Source organism: Novosphingobium sp. BL-S-34, from assembly GCF_056857015.1.
The window spans coordinates 463274-481224 of record NZ_CM166473.1 but is presented as its reverse complement, the minus strand read 5'-3'; the positions used below and the strand labels follow the sequence as shown (position 1 = coordinate 481224).

Annotated in this window: 14 protein-coding genes; 7 read left to right on the top strand and 7 right to left on the bottom strand. The window is 67.3% G+C overall.

Annotated features, from left to right (window positions below):
- Positions 1-65: 65 nt before the first annotated feature.
- The 4 genes from AC1VV3_RS16230 to AC1VV3_RS16215 are packed head-to-tail and all read right to left on the bottom strand — an operon-like array spanning position 66 to position 6357.
- Positions 66-1073, bottom strand: a complete 1008-nt coding sequence (locus AC1VV3_RS16230; protein WP_482962877.1) for a DUF2891 domain-containing protein — start codon at positions 1071-1073, stop codon at positions 66-68.
- Positions 1070-2023, bottom strand: coding sequence for a DUF979 domain-containing protein (locus tag AC1VV3_RS16225; RefSeq protein WP_132266788.1), 954 nt, complete (start codon positions 2021-2023; stop codon positions 1070-1072). The genes AC1VV3_RS16230 and AC1VV3_RS16225 overlap by 4 nt, the downstream gene beginning before the upstream one ends.
- Entirely contained in the window at positions 2020-2709 is a 690-nt protein-coding gene (locus tag AC1VV3_RS16220) for a 5-oxoproline transporter, DUF969 family subunit (protein WP_482962876.1), read from the bottom strand. Before AC1VV3_RS16220 ends, AC1VV3_RS16225 begins: the two co-directional genes overlap by 4 nt.
- 24 nt (positions 2710-2733) lie before the next feature.
- A complete protein-coding gene (locus tag AC1VV3_RS16215; RefSeq protein ID WP_482962875.1) occupies positions 2734-6357 on the bottom strand; it encodes a hydantoinase B/oxoprolinase family protein in 3624 nt (1207 codons plus the stop codon).
- Between the two features lie 121 nt (positions 6358-6478).
- Between AC1VV3_RS16215 and AC1VV3_RS16210 the strand changes: the two genes are divergently transcribed.
- Together AC1VV3_RS16210 and AC1VV3_RS16205 are read left to right on the top strand one after the other, a co-directional pair.
- Complete coding sequence (locus AC1VV3_RS16210) at positions 6479-6988, top strand: winged helix DNA-binding protein (protein ID WP_314466903.1); 510 nt, start codon at positions 6479-6481, stop codon at positions 6986-6988.
- A 275-nt stretch (positions 6989-7263) separates the two neighbouring features.
- Positions 7264-9249: a TonB-dependent siderophore receptor gene (locus AC1VV3_RS16205; protein WP_482962874.1), complete on the top strand. Its 1986-nt coding sequence runs from the start codon at positions 7264-7266 to the stop codon at positions 9247-9249.
- A gap of 66 nt (positions 9250-9315) precedes the next feature.
- Here AC1VV3_RS16205 and AC1VV3_RS16200 read toward each other — a convergent pair whose 3' ends face one another.
- Positions 9316-9546, bottom strand: a complete 231-nt coding sequence (locus tag AC1VV3_RS16200; RefSeq protein ID WP_132266798.1) for a hypothetical protein — start codon at positions 9544-9546, stop codon at positions 9316-9318.
- 215 nt (positions 9547-9761) lie between these two features.
- Between AC1VV3_RS16200 and AC1VV3_RS16195 the strand changes: the two genes are divergently transcribed.
- Both AC1VV3_RS16195 and AC1VV3_RS16190 read left to right on the top strand, forming a co-directional pair.
- Positions 9762-11336 (top strand): sensor histidine kinase, encoded by a 1575-nt coding sequence (locus AC1VV3_RS16195; RefSeq protein ID WP_482962873.1) that lies wholly within the window; start codon positions 9762-9764, stop codon positions 11334-11336.
- Positions 11333-11953, top strand: a complete 621-nt coding sequence (locus tag AC1VV3_RS16190; RefSeq protein WP_482962872.1) for a response regulator transcription factor — start codon at positions 11333-11335, stop codon at positions 11951-11953. Before AC1VV3_RS16195 ends, AC1VV3_RS16190 begins: the two co-directional genes overlap by 4 nt.
- A gap of 230 nt (positions 11954-12183) precedes the next feature.
- Here the strand turns inward: AC1VV3_RS16190 and AC1VV3_RS16185 are convergent, their stop codons facing one another.
- Complete coding sequence (locus AC1VV3_RS16185; protein ID WP_482962871.1) at positions 12184-12795, bottom strand: glutathione S-transferase family protein; 612 nt, start codon at positions 12793-12795, stop codon at positions 12184-12186.
- 97 nt (positions 12796-12892) lie between these two features.
- Between AC1VV3_RS16185 and AC1VV3_RS16180 the strand changes: the two genes are divergently transcribed.
- Positions 12893-13624, top strand: a complete 732-nt coding sequence (locus AC1VV3_RS16180) for a helix-turn-helix transcriptional regulator (protein ID WP_134094372.1) — start codon at positions 12893-12895, stop codon at positions 13622-13624.
- A 24-nt stretch (positions 13625-13648) separates the two neighbouring features.
- On the opposite strand, the gene AC1VV3_RS16175 is transcribed toward AC1VV3_RS16180, so the two are convergent.
- Positions 13649-14206 carry a DUF1993 domain-containing protein gene (locus tag AC1VV3_RS16175; protein ID WP_482962870.1) on the bottom strand — a complete coding sequence of 186 codons (558 nt, stop codon included), beginning with the start codon at positions 14204-14206 and terminating at the stop codon, positions 13649-13651.
- A gap of 138 nt (positions 14207-14344) precedes the next feature.
- Between AC1VV3_RS16175 and AC1VV3_RS16170 the strand changes: the two genes are divergently transcribed.
- Both AC1VV3_RS16170 and AC1VV3_RS16165 read left to right on the top strand, forming a co-directional pair.
- Positions 14345-15376, top strand: a complete 1032-nt coding sequence (locus tag AC1VV3_RS16170; RefSeq protein WP_482962869.1) for an alpha/beta hydrolase — start codon at positions 14345-14347, stop codon at positions 15374-15376.
- 142 nt (positions 15377-15518) lie between these two features.
- Positions 15519-17936, top strand: coding sequence for a TonB-dependent receptor (locus AC1VV3_RS16165; RefSeq protein WP_482962868.1), 2418 nt, complete (start codon positions 15519-15521; stop codon positions 17934-17936).
- Positions 17937-17951: the final 15 nt, after the last annotated feature.

The following is a 17951-nucleotide window of genomic DNA, read 5'->3' as shown; positions in this document are numbered from 1 at the left end:
CCCGGCAGTGGCCGTCGAGCCCGCGCACCAGAGCCGGCGCGGGCCCGCTTGCCGATCGCGCGGCGCTAGAGCCCCGGGCTGCCGATTGCCAGAAGGGCAAACGTCGCCAGCCAGTGCTCGCCCATATAGTCGCCCGCGACATGAGGCAGCGCGGCCTGCAGATGCCGTTCGGCAATCGCGGCGCCCTCGCGGCGGACGAAATGGCCCTCGGGCAGCTGGGCCGCGATCTGGCGCCAGCACCAGGCCCGGCTGAGGTTGAGTCCGTCGAGATGCGCGATCTTGCCGTCAGTGCGGTCCGAAACGAAAGCCGGAACCGTGAGAGTCCGGGGCTGCCCCTCGGCAATGTCCGGGAGGAAAGCATCGAACCAGAGCGCGAAGGCGGCCGGGGGCAGGACGCGGCTCATGGCCAGGGCCTCGGTCAGCGTCGGCGAGAGGAATTCGTCGCCCGACGGCTCCCAGGCCTGGGCCGCACGGTCCTCGGCGAACCAGTCCTGCAGCCGGCTCTCGATCAGACCGGCAAGGTCGGCGCGCCGCGATGCCGCCCATTCGTGGGCCAGGACAAGCGCGAAGGCCGAATTGCTGTGGATGCCGTGGCGGATCGGGTAAGTGAGCTTCGGCAGGTAGCCCGCGAAACGCTGCGCGAAGATATCCGCCAGCGGCGCCAGTGCCTCCGCCCAGGCGCCATCCTCATGCAGCGAGAGTTCGTGATGGAGCGCCAGCAGCCATCCCCAACCGTAAGGCCGTTCGAAGCCCTGCGACAGGGGGCGGGCCAGATAGGCGATCTCGCCGGCGATCTTCCCGGGCACCAGCATCGCATCCGCATGCGCGCGAATGGCCGGCGCTTCCGGGATCCGGGGGAACTGGCGCAGCAGGCGCATCACCTGCCACCAGCCATGGACGCAGCTGTGCCAGTCGAAACTGCCGTAGAACACGGGATGCATCGCGGAAGGCGTCTGCGCGTCCTCCGGCCCGGCGAGCACATGGTCGAGCTTGTTGGGATATTCGCGGCCAAGGTGGCCAAGGGTGAGCTGCGCAAAGCGCGAGGCGTGTTCCGCCGTCAGGATCGTGGTCATCGCGAGAACCCCAGGAAGTAGAGAAGGAATATATTGGCCACCAGCATGGCCAGCGCGGTGGGCGCCTGCGCGCGAATGACGCCGTAAGTGTCGCGCAAGTTCAGCAGGGCCGCCGGCACCAGGTTGAAATTCGCCGCCATGGGCGTGAGCAGCGTGCCGCAGAACCCGGCCAGCATGCCGATCGCGGCCACGGCTGCCGGGTCGCCGTGCTGCACGTTGACCAGCAGAGGCGCGCCCATAGCGGCGAACATGACCGGAAACGCGGCCAGGGCATTGCCCATCAGCACGGTGAGCAGCGCCATGCCCGTGCAATAGAGCGCCACTTGCGCCAGCAGGCTGCCGCCGGTGTCGACGTAGTCCAGCAGGTGCCCCACCGCCGAACCCATTCCCGCCGCGGCGTAGATGATGCCAAGGCTGGCGAGGAGCTGAGGCATCAGGATCGCCCAGCCCAGGCCATCGGCCAGCCGCACGCCTTCGCGCAGCGGCGCCTGCGCCTTCGTCCGGAACCAGACCATGCAGATCACGGTCGAGACCACCGCCCCCAGCGCCAGCGAGACCAGCGTGGCGTCGGAAGCCTTGACGATCCCGGGCACCGACTTGAACAGCACCGTTCCTCCCAGCGCTATGGCCGGGATGGCCAGGGCGGGCAGGAACAGGCGGTTGCCGTAACGCCGGGCAGAGGCTTCCAGCGCGGTTGCGCTCGCGGTCCCGTCACTCTCGGGCGGCGCGGCTCCGGTACGTCCCGAAGCCGCGACGACGACGATGACGATGGCGAGCAGACCGTTGGCCATGTCGCCGATATAGTCGCCCAGCAGGAAGCTCAGCGCGATCAGCCCCCAGAGGAGCGCCGTGGCGCGGCCCTTGCGGTCCCGGCGGTGCCACGCCGTGACCAGCGCGAAGCCAAGGAACATGGCGCCCGCCAGCGCATAGACGAGTTCGAGGCCGATCACGCTGCCGAATCCGTCGATGAATCTGCAGCAGCATTCGTACCTGGGCGCTTCCGGCGATCCAGCAGCATTACCCGCGTCCCATGGATCAGCAAGGCCGCGATCGCCGTCGGCACGGCCCACATCGAAAGCGCGAAGGGCTCGGCTTTCATGCCGTAGCCTTCCATCACGCCTTTCATCAGCAGGATGGAGCCGATCGCGAGGAAGATGTCCTCCCCGAAGAACAGGCCGATATTGTCCGTCGCCGCCGCGAGCGCTTTCGCGCGGTCGCTGTCGTGCCCGGATCCGTCCTTCTCGGCCGCCGCTTCCGCCATCGGCGCCAGCATGGGACGCACCATCGTCACTTGTCCGCCAAGTTGCGTCAGGCCCACGGCGGAAGTCAGCTGGCGGGCGAGCAGGTAAGCCAGCAGCAGGCGGCCCAGCGTGATGCCGCGCAAACCGCGCATGAGCTGTTTCGCGCGCTCCTGCAGCCCATGGCGTTCCAGCAACCCGATGGTGGGGATCACCAGGAAGACCGCCGTGACGAACTTGTTGGCATTGAAGGCGGCGCCGAACCGGGCGAGCAGGTCGAGGAACGGCAGGCCCGCCGCCAGCCCCGCCGTAGCGGCCGAAGCCAGCACCACGGCCAGCGGATTGACCCGGACGACGAGCCCGGCGACCAGTACGACGACGGCTAACAGAACCAGCATGTCATGCTTTCCCCTCGAAGCGGTTCAGACCGCGGCGTCGGAATCGGCCGGCGCCCCGAAGCCGCCGCCGCCCGGCGTTTCTATGACGATGGCGTCGCCGGGTGCCAGCGGCGTTTCCGCCGTGCCGGCCAGATCGCTCCGGGATCCGTCCCGGCGCTCCACCCATTGCCGGCCGGGCTGCCCCGCCGCGCCGCCGTCGAGACCGAACGGCCCTTCGCTGCGCCGCGACGAAACGATGGTGGCGGTCAGCGGCTCCAGCGCCATGATCCTGCGCACCACGCCGTCACCGCCGCGATGCCGCCCCTCTCCGCCCGATCCCTTGCGGATCGCGAACGTTTCGAGCCGCACCGGGTAGCGCATTTCCAGCACTTCGGGATCGGTGATGCGCGTGTTGGTCATGTGGGTGTGAACGGCAGAAGCCCCGTGCGAGCGCGGACTGGCCCCGGCGCCTCCGCATATCGTCTCGTAGTACTGCACCCGCTCGTTGCCGAACAGGAAGTTGTTCATCGTCGCCTGCGCGCTGGCCGTGGCGCCGAGCGCGCCGAGCAGGGCATTGCAGACCGCCTGGCTTACCTCGGTATTGCCGGCCACCACCGCCGCGCCGGGATGGGGCGAAAGGAAGGTTCCCTCCGGCACGACGATGTCGAGCGGCACGAGGCACCCTTCGTTGAGCGGCAGGTCGGCATCGACGAGGCAGCGGAAGGCATAGAGCACCGAAGCGCGCGTGACGGCAGGCGGGGCGTTGAAGTTGCCCGGCCGCTGTGCATCGGTGCCGGTAAAGTCGATCGTGGCGCTGCGGCGCGCGCGGTCCACCGTCACGCTCACCCGCAGGCGGGCGCCGTCGTCCATGCGGTAATCGAATGCACCGTCGCCGATGCGGTCGATCACCCGGCGCAGGCTCTCTTCGGCATTGGCCATCATGTGGCCGACATATGTCGAGACCGTCGGCCAGCCATAGCGGCGCATCAGGCCCAGGATCTCGCGGATGCCGGTCTCGTTGGCCGCCACCTGGGCCTTGAGATCGGCGACGTTCATGTCGGGATTGCGCGCCGGATAGCGGGCAGAGGACAGCAGTTCGCGCAAGGCCGCCTCGCGGAATGCGCCGCCTTCGAGCAGGAGGAAATCGTCGATGACGACGCCTTCCTCCTCCAGGCTGGTCGAATCCGCAGGCGTGGAGCCCGGCGCGATGCCCCCGATGTCGGCATGATGGCCGCGGTTGGCCACGAAGAAGCGGATGTGCTCGCCCGCCTCGTCGAAGACCGGCGCCACCAGGGTGACATCGGGCAAGTGAGTGCCGCCGCGGTAGGGATCGTTGAGCGCGACCATGTCCCCGGGCTGGAGACTGTCGCCCCGCGCGGCCAGCACCGCACGCACGCTCTCACCCATCGCGCCGAGATGGACCGGCACATGCGGGGCATTGGCGATCAGCTGGCCGCCCGCGTCGAAGAGCGCGCAGGAGAAATCGAGCCGCTCCTTGATATTGACGCTGGTGGAAGTGTGCCGCAACACCGCGCCCATCTGCTCGGCAACCGCCATGAACATGTTGTTGAACAGTTCGAGCATCATCGGGTCGGCCACGCCGCCATCGTCGCGGCGCTTGCGGTCTGCCGATGCGCCTTCCTGCCGCAGGACGAGGTTGCCCCAGTCGTCGGTCGTTGCTGTCCAGCCGGGTTCGACCACCGTGGTGGCCAGCGGCTCGCGAACGAGCGCCGGGCCGACGATGCGGTCCCCCGCCAGCAAAGCCGCGCGGTCATGAACGTCGGCCAGCGCCTCCGCGCCGTTCGCCCAGAGCGGCATGCGCGTGAGCACCGGCGGCAGCGCGCCTTCCGGCCGCCGCGCCAGTTGCGGCATCGCCGCCGGTTCGCCCGGCAGGATCACTTCCACCTCGATACTGTCGATCACCAGCCCGCGACCCGGCGTGGAGAACCCGAAACGCGCGACATGCGCCGCATCGAAGGCCAGGGTCATGGCGGCGTCATCGTCCAGCGCAACGGCAATGCCGGTATCCGTGCCTTCGTAGCGCAAGTGCACGCGGGCCTCGGTCCGCAGCAGTGCTTCGTCGCCGGACTGCACGATCGAGCGGGCCAGCTCCGCCGCGATCTGCCGCGCATCCGCGCTTGCCGCGGCGGCCGCAGCGCCATCGAGCGGACGCTCCACGGCCACGCGGCGCACTTCGCTGCGGTCGGCCAGGCCCATGCCATAGGCCGACAGGACGCCCGCGAAGGGATGGATGAAGACCGTGGAGATGCCCAGTTCCTGCGCGACCATGCAGGCATGCTGGCCGCCAGCGCCGCCGAAGCACTGCAAGGTGAAATCGGCAAGGTCGTGCCCGCGCTCGGTGGAGACTTCCTTGATGGCGCGCGCCATGGCGGCCACGGCCACGCGCACGAAGCTCTCTGCCACTTCGCGGGGATCGGAAGACCGTCCCGTCGCCGCCGCGACCTCCTGTGCGAGCGCGGCAAAGCCCTGTGCCACCACCTCGCGGTCCAGCGGCAGGGTTCCTTCCGGCCCGAAGATCGCCGGGAAGAACGCGGGCGCGATCCGGCCCAGCATGACATTGGCATCGGTTACCGTCAGCGGGCCGCCGCGGCGATAGCAGGCCGGCCCCGGATCGGCCCCGGCGCTGTCCGGCCCGACGCGGTAGCGCGCGCCGTCGAAGTGCAGGATCGATCCGCCCCCCGCCGCCACCGTATTGATCGCAATCATCGGCACGCGGACTTTGGCACCCGCCACTTCGGCGTCGACCACCCGCTCCAGCGCCCCGGCATAAAGCGCCACGTCGGTGGACGTGCCGCCCATGTCGAAGCCGATGATGCGATCGAAGCCTGCCGCCTGCGCGGTCCGGGCCGCGCCGATCACGCCTCCTGCCGGGCCGGACAGGATCGCGTCCTTGCCGTGGAACTTGTCATGCTCGGTGAGGCCGCCGTTGGACTGCATGAAATAGAGCGGCACATCGCCCAGCCGGTCCACCACGCGGCCCACGTAGTCGCTCAATACGGGCGAGAGATAGGCATCGACCACGGCCGTCGACGCGCGCGGCACCAGGCCCAGCAGCGCGCTGGTGCCGTGGCTGGTGGAGACTTGCGTGAAGCCGGCCCCCCTGGCCAGTTCCGCCAGCCGCTGCTCGGCCGCGGGGTATTTCCAGCCATGCGCCAGCGCGATGGCGCAGGCCGATATCCCCTCTGCCCGGTGGCGGGCGAACATCCGCGCAGCCGCGTCCTCGTCCAGTTCCGAGATCGTCTGGCCATGTACGTCGCAGCGCCCACCCACTTCCTCGACAGCCGTATAGAGCTGCGAAGGTCGCCGAATATCCAGCGCGAACAGGTCGGGACGGCTCTGGTCGCCGATCTCCAGCAAGTCGCCGAACCCTTCGTCGAGGACCAGGAGCAGCGATGCCCCCTGCCGCTCCAGCAGGGCATTGGTGGCGACGGTGGTGCCCATCTTCACCTCGGCCACCAGCCCGTGGGGCAGAGGCTCGTCCGCCTCCAGCCCCAGCAGGCTGCGAATGCCGGCAGTGGCGGCATCGCGGTAACGCTGCGGGTTTTCGCTGAGCAACTTGGTGGAAACGAAAGTGCCGTCCGGCCTGCGGCCGACAATGTCCGTGAACGTGCCGCCACGGTCTATCCAGAACTGCCAACCCGACGACATCGCACACTCCGATATTTTATCGATAAATTATCAATGAGGGGTCTTGGCCCCGCCTGTCAAGCTGGGTGCAGGCAGGCCCGGCATCATTGACAAGCGCTCCGCCGGGATTTCATAAAACCGCATGAGCGCCATCGAACCGGGTCCGATCATTTCCTCCGCCCATCTGGCAGATGGCGCGTCTCCCGCCCTTTCCGAGCTGGAATTCAGCCTGACGCTGGCGGCCAATGCCTACCAGAAATGGATCGTGCGCTGCGCCGCCGCCGCCGGCCAGCAGCTCGCGCCGCTGGAAGTGCTGGTGCTCCACTCGGTCCGCCACCGCGACCGCCCGAAGCGGTTCATGGACCTCATGCTGGTGCTTCATGTCGAGGATGCGCATCTGGTGAACTACGCCGTGCGCAAGCTCTCCCGCGCCGGACTGGTGGAGACGCGCAAGGTCGGCAAGGAAAAGGTCATCGAAGTGACCCCTGCCGGCATCGCATTCTGCGACGCCTATCGCGCAATCCGCGAGAAAGTGCTGGTCGGCGACGTGAAGTCCTCGCTCAGCGAGGAGACTCTCTCGCAAATGGCCGAAGCGCTGCGCATGCTCTCGGGAGACTACAGCCAGGCCGCCCGCGCCGCCGCCACGTTGTGACCGACTGAACCGGCCGGACGCGCTGCATCCGCGTCCGCGCGATCCGTCCCCGAACGAAAATGCTGATAATGCGATTGATTCGCATATGCAAAATAGCCTATTGCGCTGCAGCATTTTGACAGGGGCGCGACATTTCCAGGTTAGCAATTCTGAAGTCACTGGCGCTGGCGGCGCCGGTCCTTTCCACTGCGGCATGGGCTGCCGAAGAAAACGACCCGATCGTCGTGAATGGACGGTCCGAAGGAATCTACGGCATTTCCACCGCAAGCACCGGCATGAAAATCGACGTGCCCGTGCTGAAGACACCGCAATCGATCACGGCGATCTCCAACGCCGTGATCCTGGAGCAATCGGCCGAAACGCTGACCGACGTGCTGCGCAACGTCAGCGGCATCACCGAGGCGAATTCGTTCGGCAACACCGGCGACAATTTCATGATCCGCGGCTTCGAGAGCGGCCAGGGCTCCGTCCTGCGAGACGGCTACCTGAGCGTCCAGGTGCGTGCGCTCAATGCCTCGACCGAGCGGGTGGAAGTGCTCAAGGGCCCGGCTTCGCTGCTTTACGGCCGCTTCGAGCCCGGCGGCCTGGTGAACGTGGTGACCAAGAAACCGCTCGACAGTTTCCATTACAACATCAGTGCCAATGCCAGCACGCGCGGACAGAGCCGGCAGATGGCCGACGTTACCGGCCCGCTCGGCGGCGGCTTCGCATTCCGCCTGATCGGCGAGCGCGAGGACAGCGACTACTGGCGCCCGCACGGACATGACATCGAACGCACGTTCGTGGCCCCCAACCTTTCGTGGAACGGCCACGGCTTCAGCCTTCTGGCCACTTACGAATATACCGACAGCACCCAGCCCTTCGACCGCGGCCGCGTATACTACAACGGCAAGCGGCTCGACACGCCCGCCACGCGGTACTTCGGAGAAGCGTTCACCACGCTGAAGCAGAGGCTTCATTCGGGGAACGTCCTGCTTGGCTACGCTTTCGCGCCGGGCTGGCGAATGGAGGCGAAGTACGCCATCCAGCGCACTTCGGGTTCCGACCTTCAGGTGCGCCCGCGCAGCCTGGTGGTCGGCGCCGACGGCGAAGCGACCGGCGAACTCGTCCGCAGTCTCGACGGCAACCGCGACCTTCACGACAACCGTGACTATCTCTCGCTCAACCTGCACGGCGATGTGCAGATGCTGGGCATGCGCCACAAGCTGCTGTTCGGCGCGGATTACGAGACTTACGAAAGCCTGCGCGGCTTCCAGGTGGATTCGCCGCGACGGGGCGGTTTCAACATATACGATCCGGTCTACGGCCTGCTGGACCAGAACCTCGCGGAGCTGACTGTCACCCCCAATTCGGCAACAGTCGATCGTTACAGGACGGCCGGTCTCTACGTTCAGGACCTGGTGATGCTGGACGATGCCTGGACACTGGTGCTGGGGGGCCGCTACGAGACCTTCCGGGACTTCACGCAAAGCGGCTCGAAAGTCAGCGACCGGTCGAAGACCGATACTTTCCTGCCGCGGCTGGGACTGGTCTTTCAACCTCGCCCGAACATGTCGGTCTATGCCAGCTATTCGCGCGCCTTCGCGCCGAACCCCTCGGTTCCCGCCGAGGGCAGCCAGCCGGCCTCCGGGCCCTTCCCGCCCGAGCGCAGCCGCAGCTACGAAGTGGGGCTGAAGGCCGAGCTGTTTTCCGGCGTCACCACCACTCTGGCCGTCTACGACATCCGGAAGAACAACGTCCTGGAAACGGTGGATATCGGCGACGGCAATACGATCACCGAAGCCCGCGACAAGGTCACCTCGCGCGGGGTGGAATTCGATCTCGCCGGTGAGATCACGCGCCGCCTGAGCGTGATCCTGTCCTATGCCTATACGGACGCCCAGGACCCGCAGAGCACGTTCCAGGACAATGTCGTGAACGTGGCGCGGCATACCGGCAGCCTGGCGCTGTCCTACCGGCCCGGCGGCGCGCTGGACGGGCTTTCGCTCGGCGGCGGCGCCTATCGCGTCGCCCGACGCTATGGCGGGCTTTCCCAGGCCCCGAACGGATCGACGAGCGTGCCCTTCTTCCTGGACGGCTACACGACGTTCGACCTCAACGCCGGCTACGCCTTCGAAGTCGCCTCCGGACACAGCGCTTATGCCCGCATGACGCTGCGAAACCTGACCAACCGCAATTACGACCAGTCCGCCGGCAATGCCCTGCGCGTCGTTCCCGGGCAGGCGCGGACGCTGCTCGCCACGATCGGGATGCGGATGTAGGGGCCTTGAAGAGAGGGCTGCGTTCGTTCCGGCGCGGCCCCCTTACGGTTCGATCGGAGCGCCCGCTTACCAGACGACGATGGGGTTGCGCGCCTTCAGCTCGTCGATCCGCCGCTTGGCCGCCAGCATGCCGGCCATTTCGGATGCGCCCTTCGGATAGGCCATGGCCTGCCAGTTGCTCACCCCGCCCCGGGATGTCGGCGGATAGGGCCCGTCGATCCAGTAACCGGGAATGCTCGCTTCCAGAGCATCCAGCAGTTCGCGAAGGGTACCGCGGCTGATGGTGTCATTTGTCATGACTCAGAAAACGATGAGGCGGCCGAAGGCTGCCTTGCCCTGCCTCGCCTTGTCGATAAGTGCGCCGGGCAACAGGAACCCGCGGTTCGTCCGCTCCGGGGCGCGATCGTCCCGCTACCGTAAAACCTCCGGGTTTATCCGCGCCTTGCGATCTGCCACAGCTTGCGCCGATGACCGCGCTCCCACACCATCATGACCGCCGGATAAAAGGGCGAATGATAGATTTGCGGGCGAGCGATCTGCCCCTGCTGGTCCTCTACGCGCTCGCGTTCGCGCTGCTGCACTGGACGGCCAGCCCCTGGAGCGGTGCGGGCTTCTTCTCGCTATGGTACCCGCCCGCGGGTCTGCGTTTCGCCGTGCTGTGGAGCCGGGGCGCCCGCTTCGCACCCTGGCTGGTCCTTGCCGAACTGGCCGCAGACTTCAGCGCCGGCGTCATCGACATCGGGGCTCCGGGCCTGCTTCAGGCGGTGATCGGCGCGATGCGGCCGGGGCTGACGTATGGCCTGGCGCTGGCCGTCACGCGCGGGATTGCGCGAGGCAAGGACGACACCTTTTCACTGCCGCCGATGATGATGGGGCTGGCCGCGGTTGCGGCACCGGCGCTCAATGCCCTGCTCGTGGCGCCCATCGACGCCCTGCTGCCGGCCGATGCCGGGCGATACCGCATCGGTGTGGACATCGCGATCTCGCTTACCGGGCCAGCCGTGGGAGACCTGCTTGGCATCCTCGTGCTGGCGCCGCCCCTGCTGTGGATCGCGGCGTTGACGGGCGGCCCGCGGCAGGCTCTGCCCCGGCCGCCCGCGCGGCGTGCGGTACTGGAGGATGCGCTCGTCCTGTCGGGCTGCCTGTTGCTGACGATTGCCCTGTGGCGCGCCGGGCTGGGCGCGCAGCCGGCGCCGGGACTGCTGGCGGGCGCCTGGATCGGCCTGCGCCACGGCCGCATTGCCGCCTGGCTGGCGATCGTGGCGCAAGTCCTGGCCTTCCTTCCCTATTCGTCCGGCCAGTTGGACGATGCGACGCGGCTGGAGCTGCACCTGGGCATTGCCGCGGTCGTGCTGGTCACCTGGCTCGCGGGGAGCTTCTCCGACGCGCAGAAGACCGCGCGGATCATGCTGGAGAGACGCAATCGCCTGCTGTTCCAGGCCGAGCGACTCAAGACCCTGAGAGCGATGTCGGTGGCGGTGATCCACGAGATCAGCCAGCCGCTCTCCACCCTGGCCATCGAGGCCGGCCACCTCGCCCGGGCGACCGAACATCTTGACGCCGACATCGCCGAGAGCGCCGCGCTGGTCGATCGCAAGGCGCGCGACTTATCCGACCTCGTGCGCCGCCTGCGCCGCTTCGGCGGCCGCGACGTGGACGAGCCCTCGCTGCTGCCCGTTTCCATGTTGCTCCAGACCGCCTGCCAGATCGTCGCGGCCGAATTACGCGCGTCCGGCGGCCGGATCGATTGTCTCGGCATCGCCCCGGACCTTGCCGTTCAGGCGCAGGAGATCGAACTGACGCAGGCCCTTGTGAACCTGCTGCGCAACGCCGTCGCGGCCAGCCCCGGCGAAGCGATCGCGCTGCGCGCCGGGGCCGTCGCCGACGAAGTCCGCATCGAAGTGACCAATCCGCTCGTGGCCGCACGGAAAACCGACGCTCAGCCCCTGGGGGCGGGCATGGGGATCGGTCTCGTCATTGCCCGCACCATCGTGGAGGCGCATGGCGGCACGCTCGTCGGGCAGGACGACGTCGATACCGCGCGCTTCGTTCTGTCCCTGCCCCTCGTCGCCGGACCCCTGCCATGACCGACCCCGCCACCTCTCCCGCCGCCTCTCCCGTCGCCCCTTTCGTGGCCGTGCTGGACGACGATGCCGATCTCGGCGCCAGCGTGGCGCGATTGCTGGCGCGCAACCGGATGGATGCGCGGGCCTTCACGGACCCGCGGGCGCTTCTGGCCATCCTACCGGATTGCGCGTTCGGATGCGTCATCAGCGACATCCAGATGGGCGAAATGGACGGATTTGCCTTCGCCGACGCCTTGCGCGCCCGCGATCCGGCCGTGTCGCTGGTGTTCATGACCGCCTGGCCGACGACGGCCCATGCCGTCGATGCGGTGCGCCGCCACGGCGGGATCGACTATCTCGAAAAGCCGATCGACGAACCGCGCCTGATCGCCGCCGTGGCCGAAGGCCTGTGCTGGTCCGCGCGGGAGCGGCGCATCGCCGCCATGACCGCCGCCTTCACCCGGCGCGAGCGCGACGTGTTCGACCTGCTGGTGCGCGGCCACTCCAACAAGGAGATCGCCGAGCGCCTGGCGATCTCCGCGCGGACGGTGGAAGATCACCGCGCAGCCATCGTCACCAAGACAAGGACCAACGGCCTGGCCCAGCTCATCGCTCACAGCCGCGGGGAAGCAGTCTAGGTCTCCGGCCCCCAATTTCGGAACACCGGGAATTTCCCGGATCGACCCGGCACTTGCCCCGCGCCAGTTTCCCCATGCGACCCGAAGGCCTGTCCGAATTCCACAATGGACCAGGCTGCCCTGGCCGGCCAGGCTCCCGAGCCTGCGCCGGCCTTTTCGCAAGCTCCCGGTCCATCGTGAAGTCCGGTTTTGCCGAAGGCGCCATCGGGGCGATGGTGCCGTCAGTAGGGTCAGGCCGCGTTCTGCAGACCGGCGGCACCGTCCCGCGCCAATGCCTGCTGGGCGGCGGGGCGCTGGCGGCACCGCGCGACATAGGCGTCCATCGCGGCATCTTCGGGGAACGCCCGGCGGGCGAAGTTCAGCGCGCTGCCGATGAGAATGTCGGCAGCCGTAAACTGCTCGCCCATGACGTAGGGACCCGCCGCAAAGGCACTGGCCAGCTTTCGCAGCACCGCATCGTAGCCGCGCCGCTTCTCTGGCGATCCTTCGAGATCTCCCGTAAATCCGGCAAAGAGAGCCGGCTCCATTTCCGCCACATACCAGGCCATCCAGGTCAGGTATTCACCGCGGCGCGGATCGCCGGGCTTCGGCGCCAGGCCCTGCTCGGGAAAGGCATCCGCGAGGTAGAGGGCGATGGCCTGCGATTCTGCCAGAAAGACACCGTCGTGGTCCAGCGCCGGCACGCGCTTCTCGGGATGGGGGTTGGATGCGTCCGGAGTACCCTCTCCCGTCATCGGGCGAAAGATGGTCACTGGCCGGATTTCGTAGGACGCGCCCAATTCCTCCAGCATCCAGACGATGCGGGAGGAACGCGAATTCGGCGCATGGAACAAAGTGAGCATCGGTAGGTCTCCTGGAATTCTCGCGGTGCATGGTCACGCCGCGAAGTTCCCGATAGAGAAGCCCTACTGACAGCATATTGTCAGTAGGGGGCATGCGATGCGACGGGCGGACCGACTTTTCCAGATCATCCAGATCCTCAGGCGGTCGTCGCGGGCGGTGACGGCGGGAGAGATCGCCGGCGAACTCGAAGTCTCGCAGCGCACCGTCTATCGCGACATCGCCGACCTCGTCGGGCAGCGCGTGCCGATCCGCGGCGAGACCGGCTTCGGTTATATCCTCGACGACGCGTTCGACATGCCGCCGCTGATGCTGACGACGGACGAGATCGAGGCTGCCGTGCTGGGCGCGCAATGGGTGATGGGCCGCGGCGATCCGGTGCTGGCCCGCGCCGCGCGGGACCTCATCGCCAAGATCACCTGCGTCGCGCCCGAACGCTTGCGCTCGGTCATCGCCACGCCCTCCATCGGCACGCCGTCCAGCGGGCAGTGGCCGGGCCGGTCCATGGCGCCTGACGGCATAGACCTGGCCCGCACCCGCACCTGGATCCACGAGGGGCGCAAGATCGTCCTCGACTATCGCGACGAGCAGGGCCGCACGTCCCGGCGCACCATCTGGCCGGTGATCGTGGGCTTCATGGAGAACGCCCGCATGCTGGCCGCCTGGTGCGAAATGCGCGAGGACTTCCGCCACTTCCGCGCCGACCGCGTGCTCCAGGCGGAGTTCCTGGACGATCGGCACGGAGTCCGGGCCAGCACCCTGCGCCAGCGCTGGAAACGGCACATGGCGGAGGCGAGCCGCGCCCGTCAGCGCGCGGCCGCCGAAGCGTGAACCGGTGACAGGTCCGGTCCGCGCCTATTGCCCGGGCATGGTGCCCGGCCGGAGGTAAGGGAACATGTGCGCGACATAGTCCGCCTTGCCCAGGTCCACGCCTTGGGCGCGAAGAATGGCGTAGGCGGTCATGACGTGGAAGTAGAACTGCGGCAGCGCCCAGTCGCGGACATATTGGGCCGCGTCCAGATCGAAGACCATGCCTTGCGGCAGGGCGTGAGCGATGGCGGCTGCCGGATCGACCTCGGGCATGCCGGCCGCCGCCTGCTCCACGATCGCCACGGTCTCGGCGATCCTGGTGCGCGCCTCGGCAATCGAGCCGGGCTGCTCGGCCCCTTTGCGTCCTTCGTCGAGCAGTTCCGCGATCGAGGGCGGAAGAGGCTCTCCGCGCAGCCTGAACATGCCTTCCTGTGCCTGGACGCAGGCGAAGCGGACCTGGGTGGACAGAGGAAACATGTCGGGAGCCAGACGCGCCGCCATCAGCGCATCGGCCTGATTGCCGGCTTCGGCCTTGCCGAGCCATGCCGACAAGGCGCCGAGCATCTGGAGGTAGGTAGGCACTAGGATATCCGGCAGCGTCATGATGGTCTTTCCGATCGTTGGGGCCAGGCGGCACGGCTTGCACGGGCGCTGGCGGCAAGACATAGTGAACGTTATCCGGCCGCCTTTCGACGCGATATCGAACACTTGGTCATGGACGAACAAGCATGCGGCGAGACAATGAACAATAGCAAAGCGGGCAACGGCGGCACGGATCGCAGCAAGATCGGCGACAAAGGCGCCGTGAAGCTCGGCCCCAGGGCGATCCCGATCCCCCGGTCGATCAGCGAAGAGGCGCAGGCGGCGCTGGCTCGTCTCGTCGGCGAGGACGGCATCCCCCTCCATGCCCACTACGAGATGCCGCAACCGGACGATTTCGCGGGCTGGATGCGCATGAAGGCCGCAGCGGACGCGCAATACGCCGCCGTCGTGCAAGGTCTCGCCGGCAGCCTGCGCGCCGCCGCAACGACCATGGAACAGGGCGGTGCCACGATCCACGTCGCGATGCCGGAGGCTCCGGCCGAAGACGGCAGGGCCCTGATCGACTTCCACGGCGGCGCCCTCGTCGTCGGCGGCGGAGAGGCCTGCCGCATCGGCGCGTGCCGCCAGGCCGATCAGCATGGCATCGCCTGCTACGGCGTCGATTACCGGATGCCGCCCGAGCATCCCTATCCGGCCGCGCTGGACGATTCCCTGGCGGCCTATCGCGTCGTTCTGCAACGCCATGCTCCGGGCAGCATCGCCATCTGCGGCCGCTCGGCCGGAGGCAACCTGGCCGCGGCCATGCTGCTCAGGGCGCGGGAGGAAGGCCTGCCGATGCCGGCCAGCCTCGTTCTGCTCTCGCCGCAAGTGGACCTGACCGAATCCGGGGACAGCTTCGAGACCAACCGCATGCTCGACGTGGTGCTGCCACGCCCGCTGCCCTCGAACAACCGTCTCTATGCAGGCAGCATCGATCTCGCCGATCCCTGCCTCTCCCCGCTGTTCGCGAACCTGCAGGGCTTCCCGCCGACATTCCTGCAATCCGGCACGCGCGACCTTTTCCTGTCGAACACCGTCAGGATGCACCGCGCGCTGCGGCAGGCGGGCGTGGCGGCCGAACTTCACGTCTTCGAGGCGATGCCGCATGGCGGCTTCATGGGCGGCACCCCGGAAGACACGGAACTGGAAGCGGAAATTCGGCGCTTCATTCAAGCGCATTGGAACGAATAAAGCGCGCTGCTTGCGCCTGATCCCATGATGACTTGACTGGAGAGGAAGCAAACGTCGCCCCGCCGATCATTGGCTTTCGGTCGATTGACACAAAATGCCTGTCCACCAACCCTCGCCGTTCACGTGCGGCGGAGAGAAGACGATGGACAGGCAACAACTGGCGGTGGGCTTTGCCGCGGCAATTCTCGGCATATCTCTCACCTCGCCTGAAGTCCGCGCCCAGGAAGCGCCTTCCAGTGCCACCGCCGCCGGATCGGGCGAGATCATCGTCACGGCCCGCAAGCGCAGCGAACGCCTGCTGGACGTCCCGGTCGCGGTCTCGGCGCTGTCCCAGGAGCAGCTCCAGCGCTATGCCACGGTCACGCTTACCTCGATCAGCCAGCAGGTGCCCCAGCTCGTCATCGCGGAATCGCAGAACCAGGTCGGGGGCTCGATCAACTTGCGCGGTATCGGATCCGGCATTTCCAATCCTTCGACCGAAACGGCAGTCACCCTCAACATAGACGGCATCCCGATCAGCTACGGCAACGCGATCCGCCTTGGCCAGATCGACCTCTCCCGCGTCGAAGTGCTCAAGGGGCCGCAAGCCCTGTTCTACGGCAAGAACAGCCCCGGCGGCATCATCTCGCTGGTATCCCAGGATCCGGGCTCCACTTTCGAGGCGAAGCTGCGCACCGGCTACGAATTCGCAGCCGACCAGCGCTTCGTGGAAGGCTCCGTCTCGGCGCCGCTGACCGAGACTGTCGGCGCCCGCGTGGTGGGCTACTACTCGAAGGAGGATGGCTGGTTCCGTAATGTCGCGGTGCCGATCGCCGGCGTCACGCCCGGCCCGGCGGCAGACAGCTACAATGCCGAAGACGTGTTCGTGCGCGGCACGCTGTCCTTCCATTCGCCGAGCGGCACCACCAGGGCCACCGCCAAAGTCGCTTATGGCCGCCGCATCCGCGACGGTGTGGGGCCGACCGGCGGGTCGCAGATCGTCTTCTGCCCGGGCGGCGTCAGCCGGCTGTCCGGCGCCATCGACTGCAAGCTGAACCGCAAGTTCTACAGCGTGATCCTGCCCGCCCGGATGACGGCGCTGGACCCGACGCTGGGTGACGGCGTTCCCTTCGTGAAGTCGACCCAGTTCCTCGCCTCCCTGTCGATCGACCAGGACCTTACCGACGAACTCACGCTATCGTCGGTAACCGGCTATTACCGGCTCGGGGAAAAGTCGGTCGATCCCTTCACCTTCTCCAATGTCCCCTATTTCGGGGCATCGAACGACATCGTCGCGGACGGAGTGAGCCAGGAAATCCGCGTCGCGACCGATTTCGACGGGCCGTTCAACCTGCTCTTCGGCGGATTCTTCCAGGACGCGCACTTCAAGATCCGGCAGGCCTTCGCCGTCGACTTCGGCGGGACGACACGGCCTTTCCTCGTCGGCTCCACTTTCTATGACGTGCATACCAGCGCCTATTCGGTCTTCGGACAAGGCCGCTACAAGCTGGCCGACGACCTCGAACTGGCGGCGGGTGGTCGCTATTCGTGGGAGGACAAGTCCCTCCAGGGCACTTCCTTCGCCAGCCCGATCGACGTGCTGAACCCGCGGCGGACTTACGAGGACTTCTCGCCGGAAGTCACCCTCACCTGGCGACCGAGCAACGACCTCACGCTCTATGCCGCCTATCGCGAGGGCTTCACTTCCGGCGGCTTCAACACGGTGCCCACCACACTGCGCTCGCAGGCGAACCCTTCGCTTCCCCGCGTGGATTTGTCCTATGGCCAGATGACCGCGAAAGGCGGCGAAGCCGGGATCAAGGGATACCTCGCCGGACGACAAATCCTGTTCGACCTCGTCGGCTACTACTACAAGTATTCCGGCCTCCAGCTTTCGCGCTACGACAATGCCTCCTTCACGCAGCTGACGCAGAACGCCGGGGGCGCGGAGATCGAGGGCGTGGAGGCCAGCGTGACCCTGCGGCCGGACGCGCTTGCGGGGCTCTCGCTCAATGCGGCGGCGGCCTACAACCACTCGCGCTACACCGACTTTATCGGCGGATGCTACGCCGGCCAGTCCGTGGCCGCCGGCTGTAATCTCAACCCGCGCAATCCGAGCCTCGCCGCCTCCACATACGGCACGGCAGCAAACCCCTATCAGGATCAGGACCAGACCGGACAGCGGCTGTTCCGCGCACCGCTGTTCACACTGACCGCGGGCGCCGCCTACGACCACAGTTTCTCCGAACGCCTGGGCGGCACCCTGGCCGTCGATACCAGCTATTCGAGCAGCTACATCACCCAGACGGAAGCCAATCCGCTGAACCGCCAGGGCTCCTACTGGCTGCTCAACGGTGCGGTAACCCTGAACGGCGGGGAGGACAAACCGTGGGAACTGGCGCTGATCGGCCGCAATCTCACGAACAGGCTCTATGTCGTCGCCGGCTCGGTCGTGGGCGCCACCGCCAGCGGGACGGGCACCGCCGCGACGGTTCAGGGCGACGTGCTGGGCACGGCCAGCCCCCCGCGCTCGGTCACGTTGCAGCTGACGCTCAAGAGCAGCCTGCTGCAGGGCCGCTGACGGCAGGCGCGCCCC

Excerpts from the sequence above, each read along its gene's own strand:
- AC1VV3_RS16175 (WP_482962870.1), bottom strand. The coding sequence starts at position 14,206 with ATGACGCTGCCGGATATCCTAGTGCCTACCTACCTCCAGATGCTCGGC.
- AC1VV3_RS16165 (WP_482962868.1), top strand. The coding sequence starts at position 15,519 with ATGGACAGGCAACAACTGGCGGTGGGCTTTGCCGCGGCAATTCTCGGC.
- AC1VV3_RS16185 (WP_482962871.1), bottom strand. The coding sequence starts at position 12,795 with ATGCTCACTTTGTTCCATGCGCCGAATTCGCGTTCCTCCCGCATCGTC.
- AC1VV3_RS16210 (WP_314466903.1), top strand. The coding sequence starts at position 6,479 with ATGAGCGCCATCGAACCGGGTCCGATCATTTCCTCCGCCCATCTGGCA.
- AC1VV3_RS16190 (WP_482962872.1), top strand. The coding sequence starts at position 11,333 with ATGACCGACCCCGCCACCTCTCCCGCCGCCTCTCCCGTCGCCCCTTTC.
- AC1VV3_RS16195 (WP_482962873.1), top strand. The coding sequence starts at position 9,762 with ATGATAGATTTGCGGGCGAGCGATCTGCCCCTGCTGGTCCTCTACGCG.
- AC1VV3_RS16170 (WP_482962869.1), top strand. The coding sequence starts at position 14,345 with ATGAACAATAGCAAAGCGGGCAACGGCGGCACGGATCGCAGCAAGATC.
- AC1VV3_RS16220 (WP_482962876.1), bottom strand. The coding sequence starts at position 2,709 with ATGCTGGTTCTGTTAGCCGTCGTCGTACTGGTCGCCGGGCTCGTCGTC.
- AC1VV3_RS16205 (WP_482962874.1), top strand. The coding sequence starts at position 7,264 with ATGAAAATCGACGTGCCCGTGCTGAAGACACCGCAATCGATCACGGCG.
- AC1VV3_RS16215 (WP_482962875.1), bottom strand. The coding sequence starts at position 6,357 with ATGTCGTCGGGTTGGCAGTTCTGGATAGACCGTGGCGGCACGTTCACG.
- AC1VV3_RS16200 (WP_132266798.1), bottom strand. The coding sequence starts at position 9,546 with ATGACAAATGACACCATCAGCCGCGGTACCCTTCGCGAACTGCTGGAT.
- AC1VV3_RS16230 (WP_482962877.1), bottom strand. The coding sequence starts at position 1,073 with ATGACCACGATCCTGACGGCGGAACACGCCTCGCGCTTTGCGCAGCTC.
- AC1VV3_RS16180 (WP_134094372.1), top strand. The coding sequence starts at position 12,893 with ATGCGACGGGCGGACCGACTTTTCCAGATCATCCAGATCCTCAGGCGG.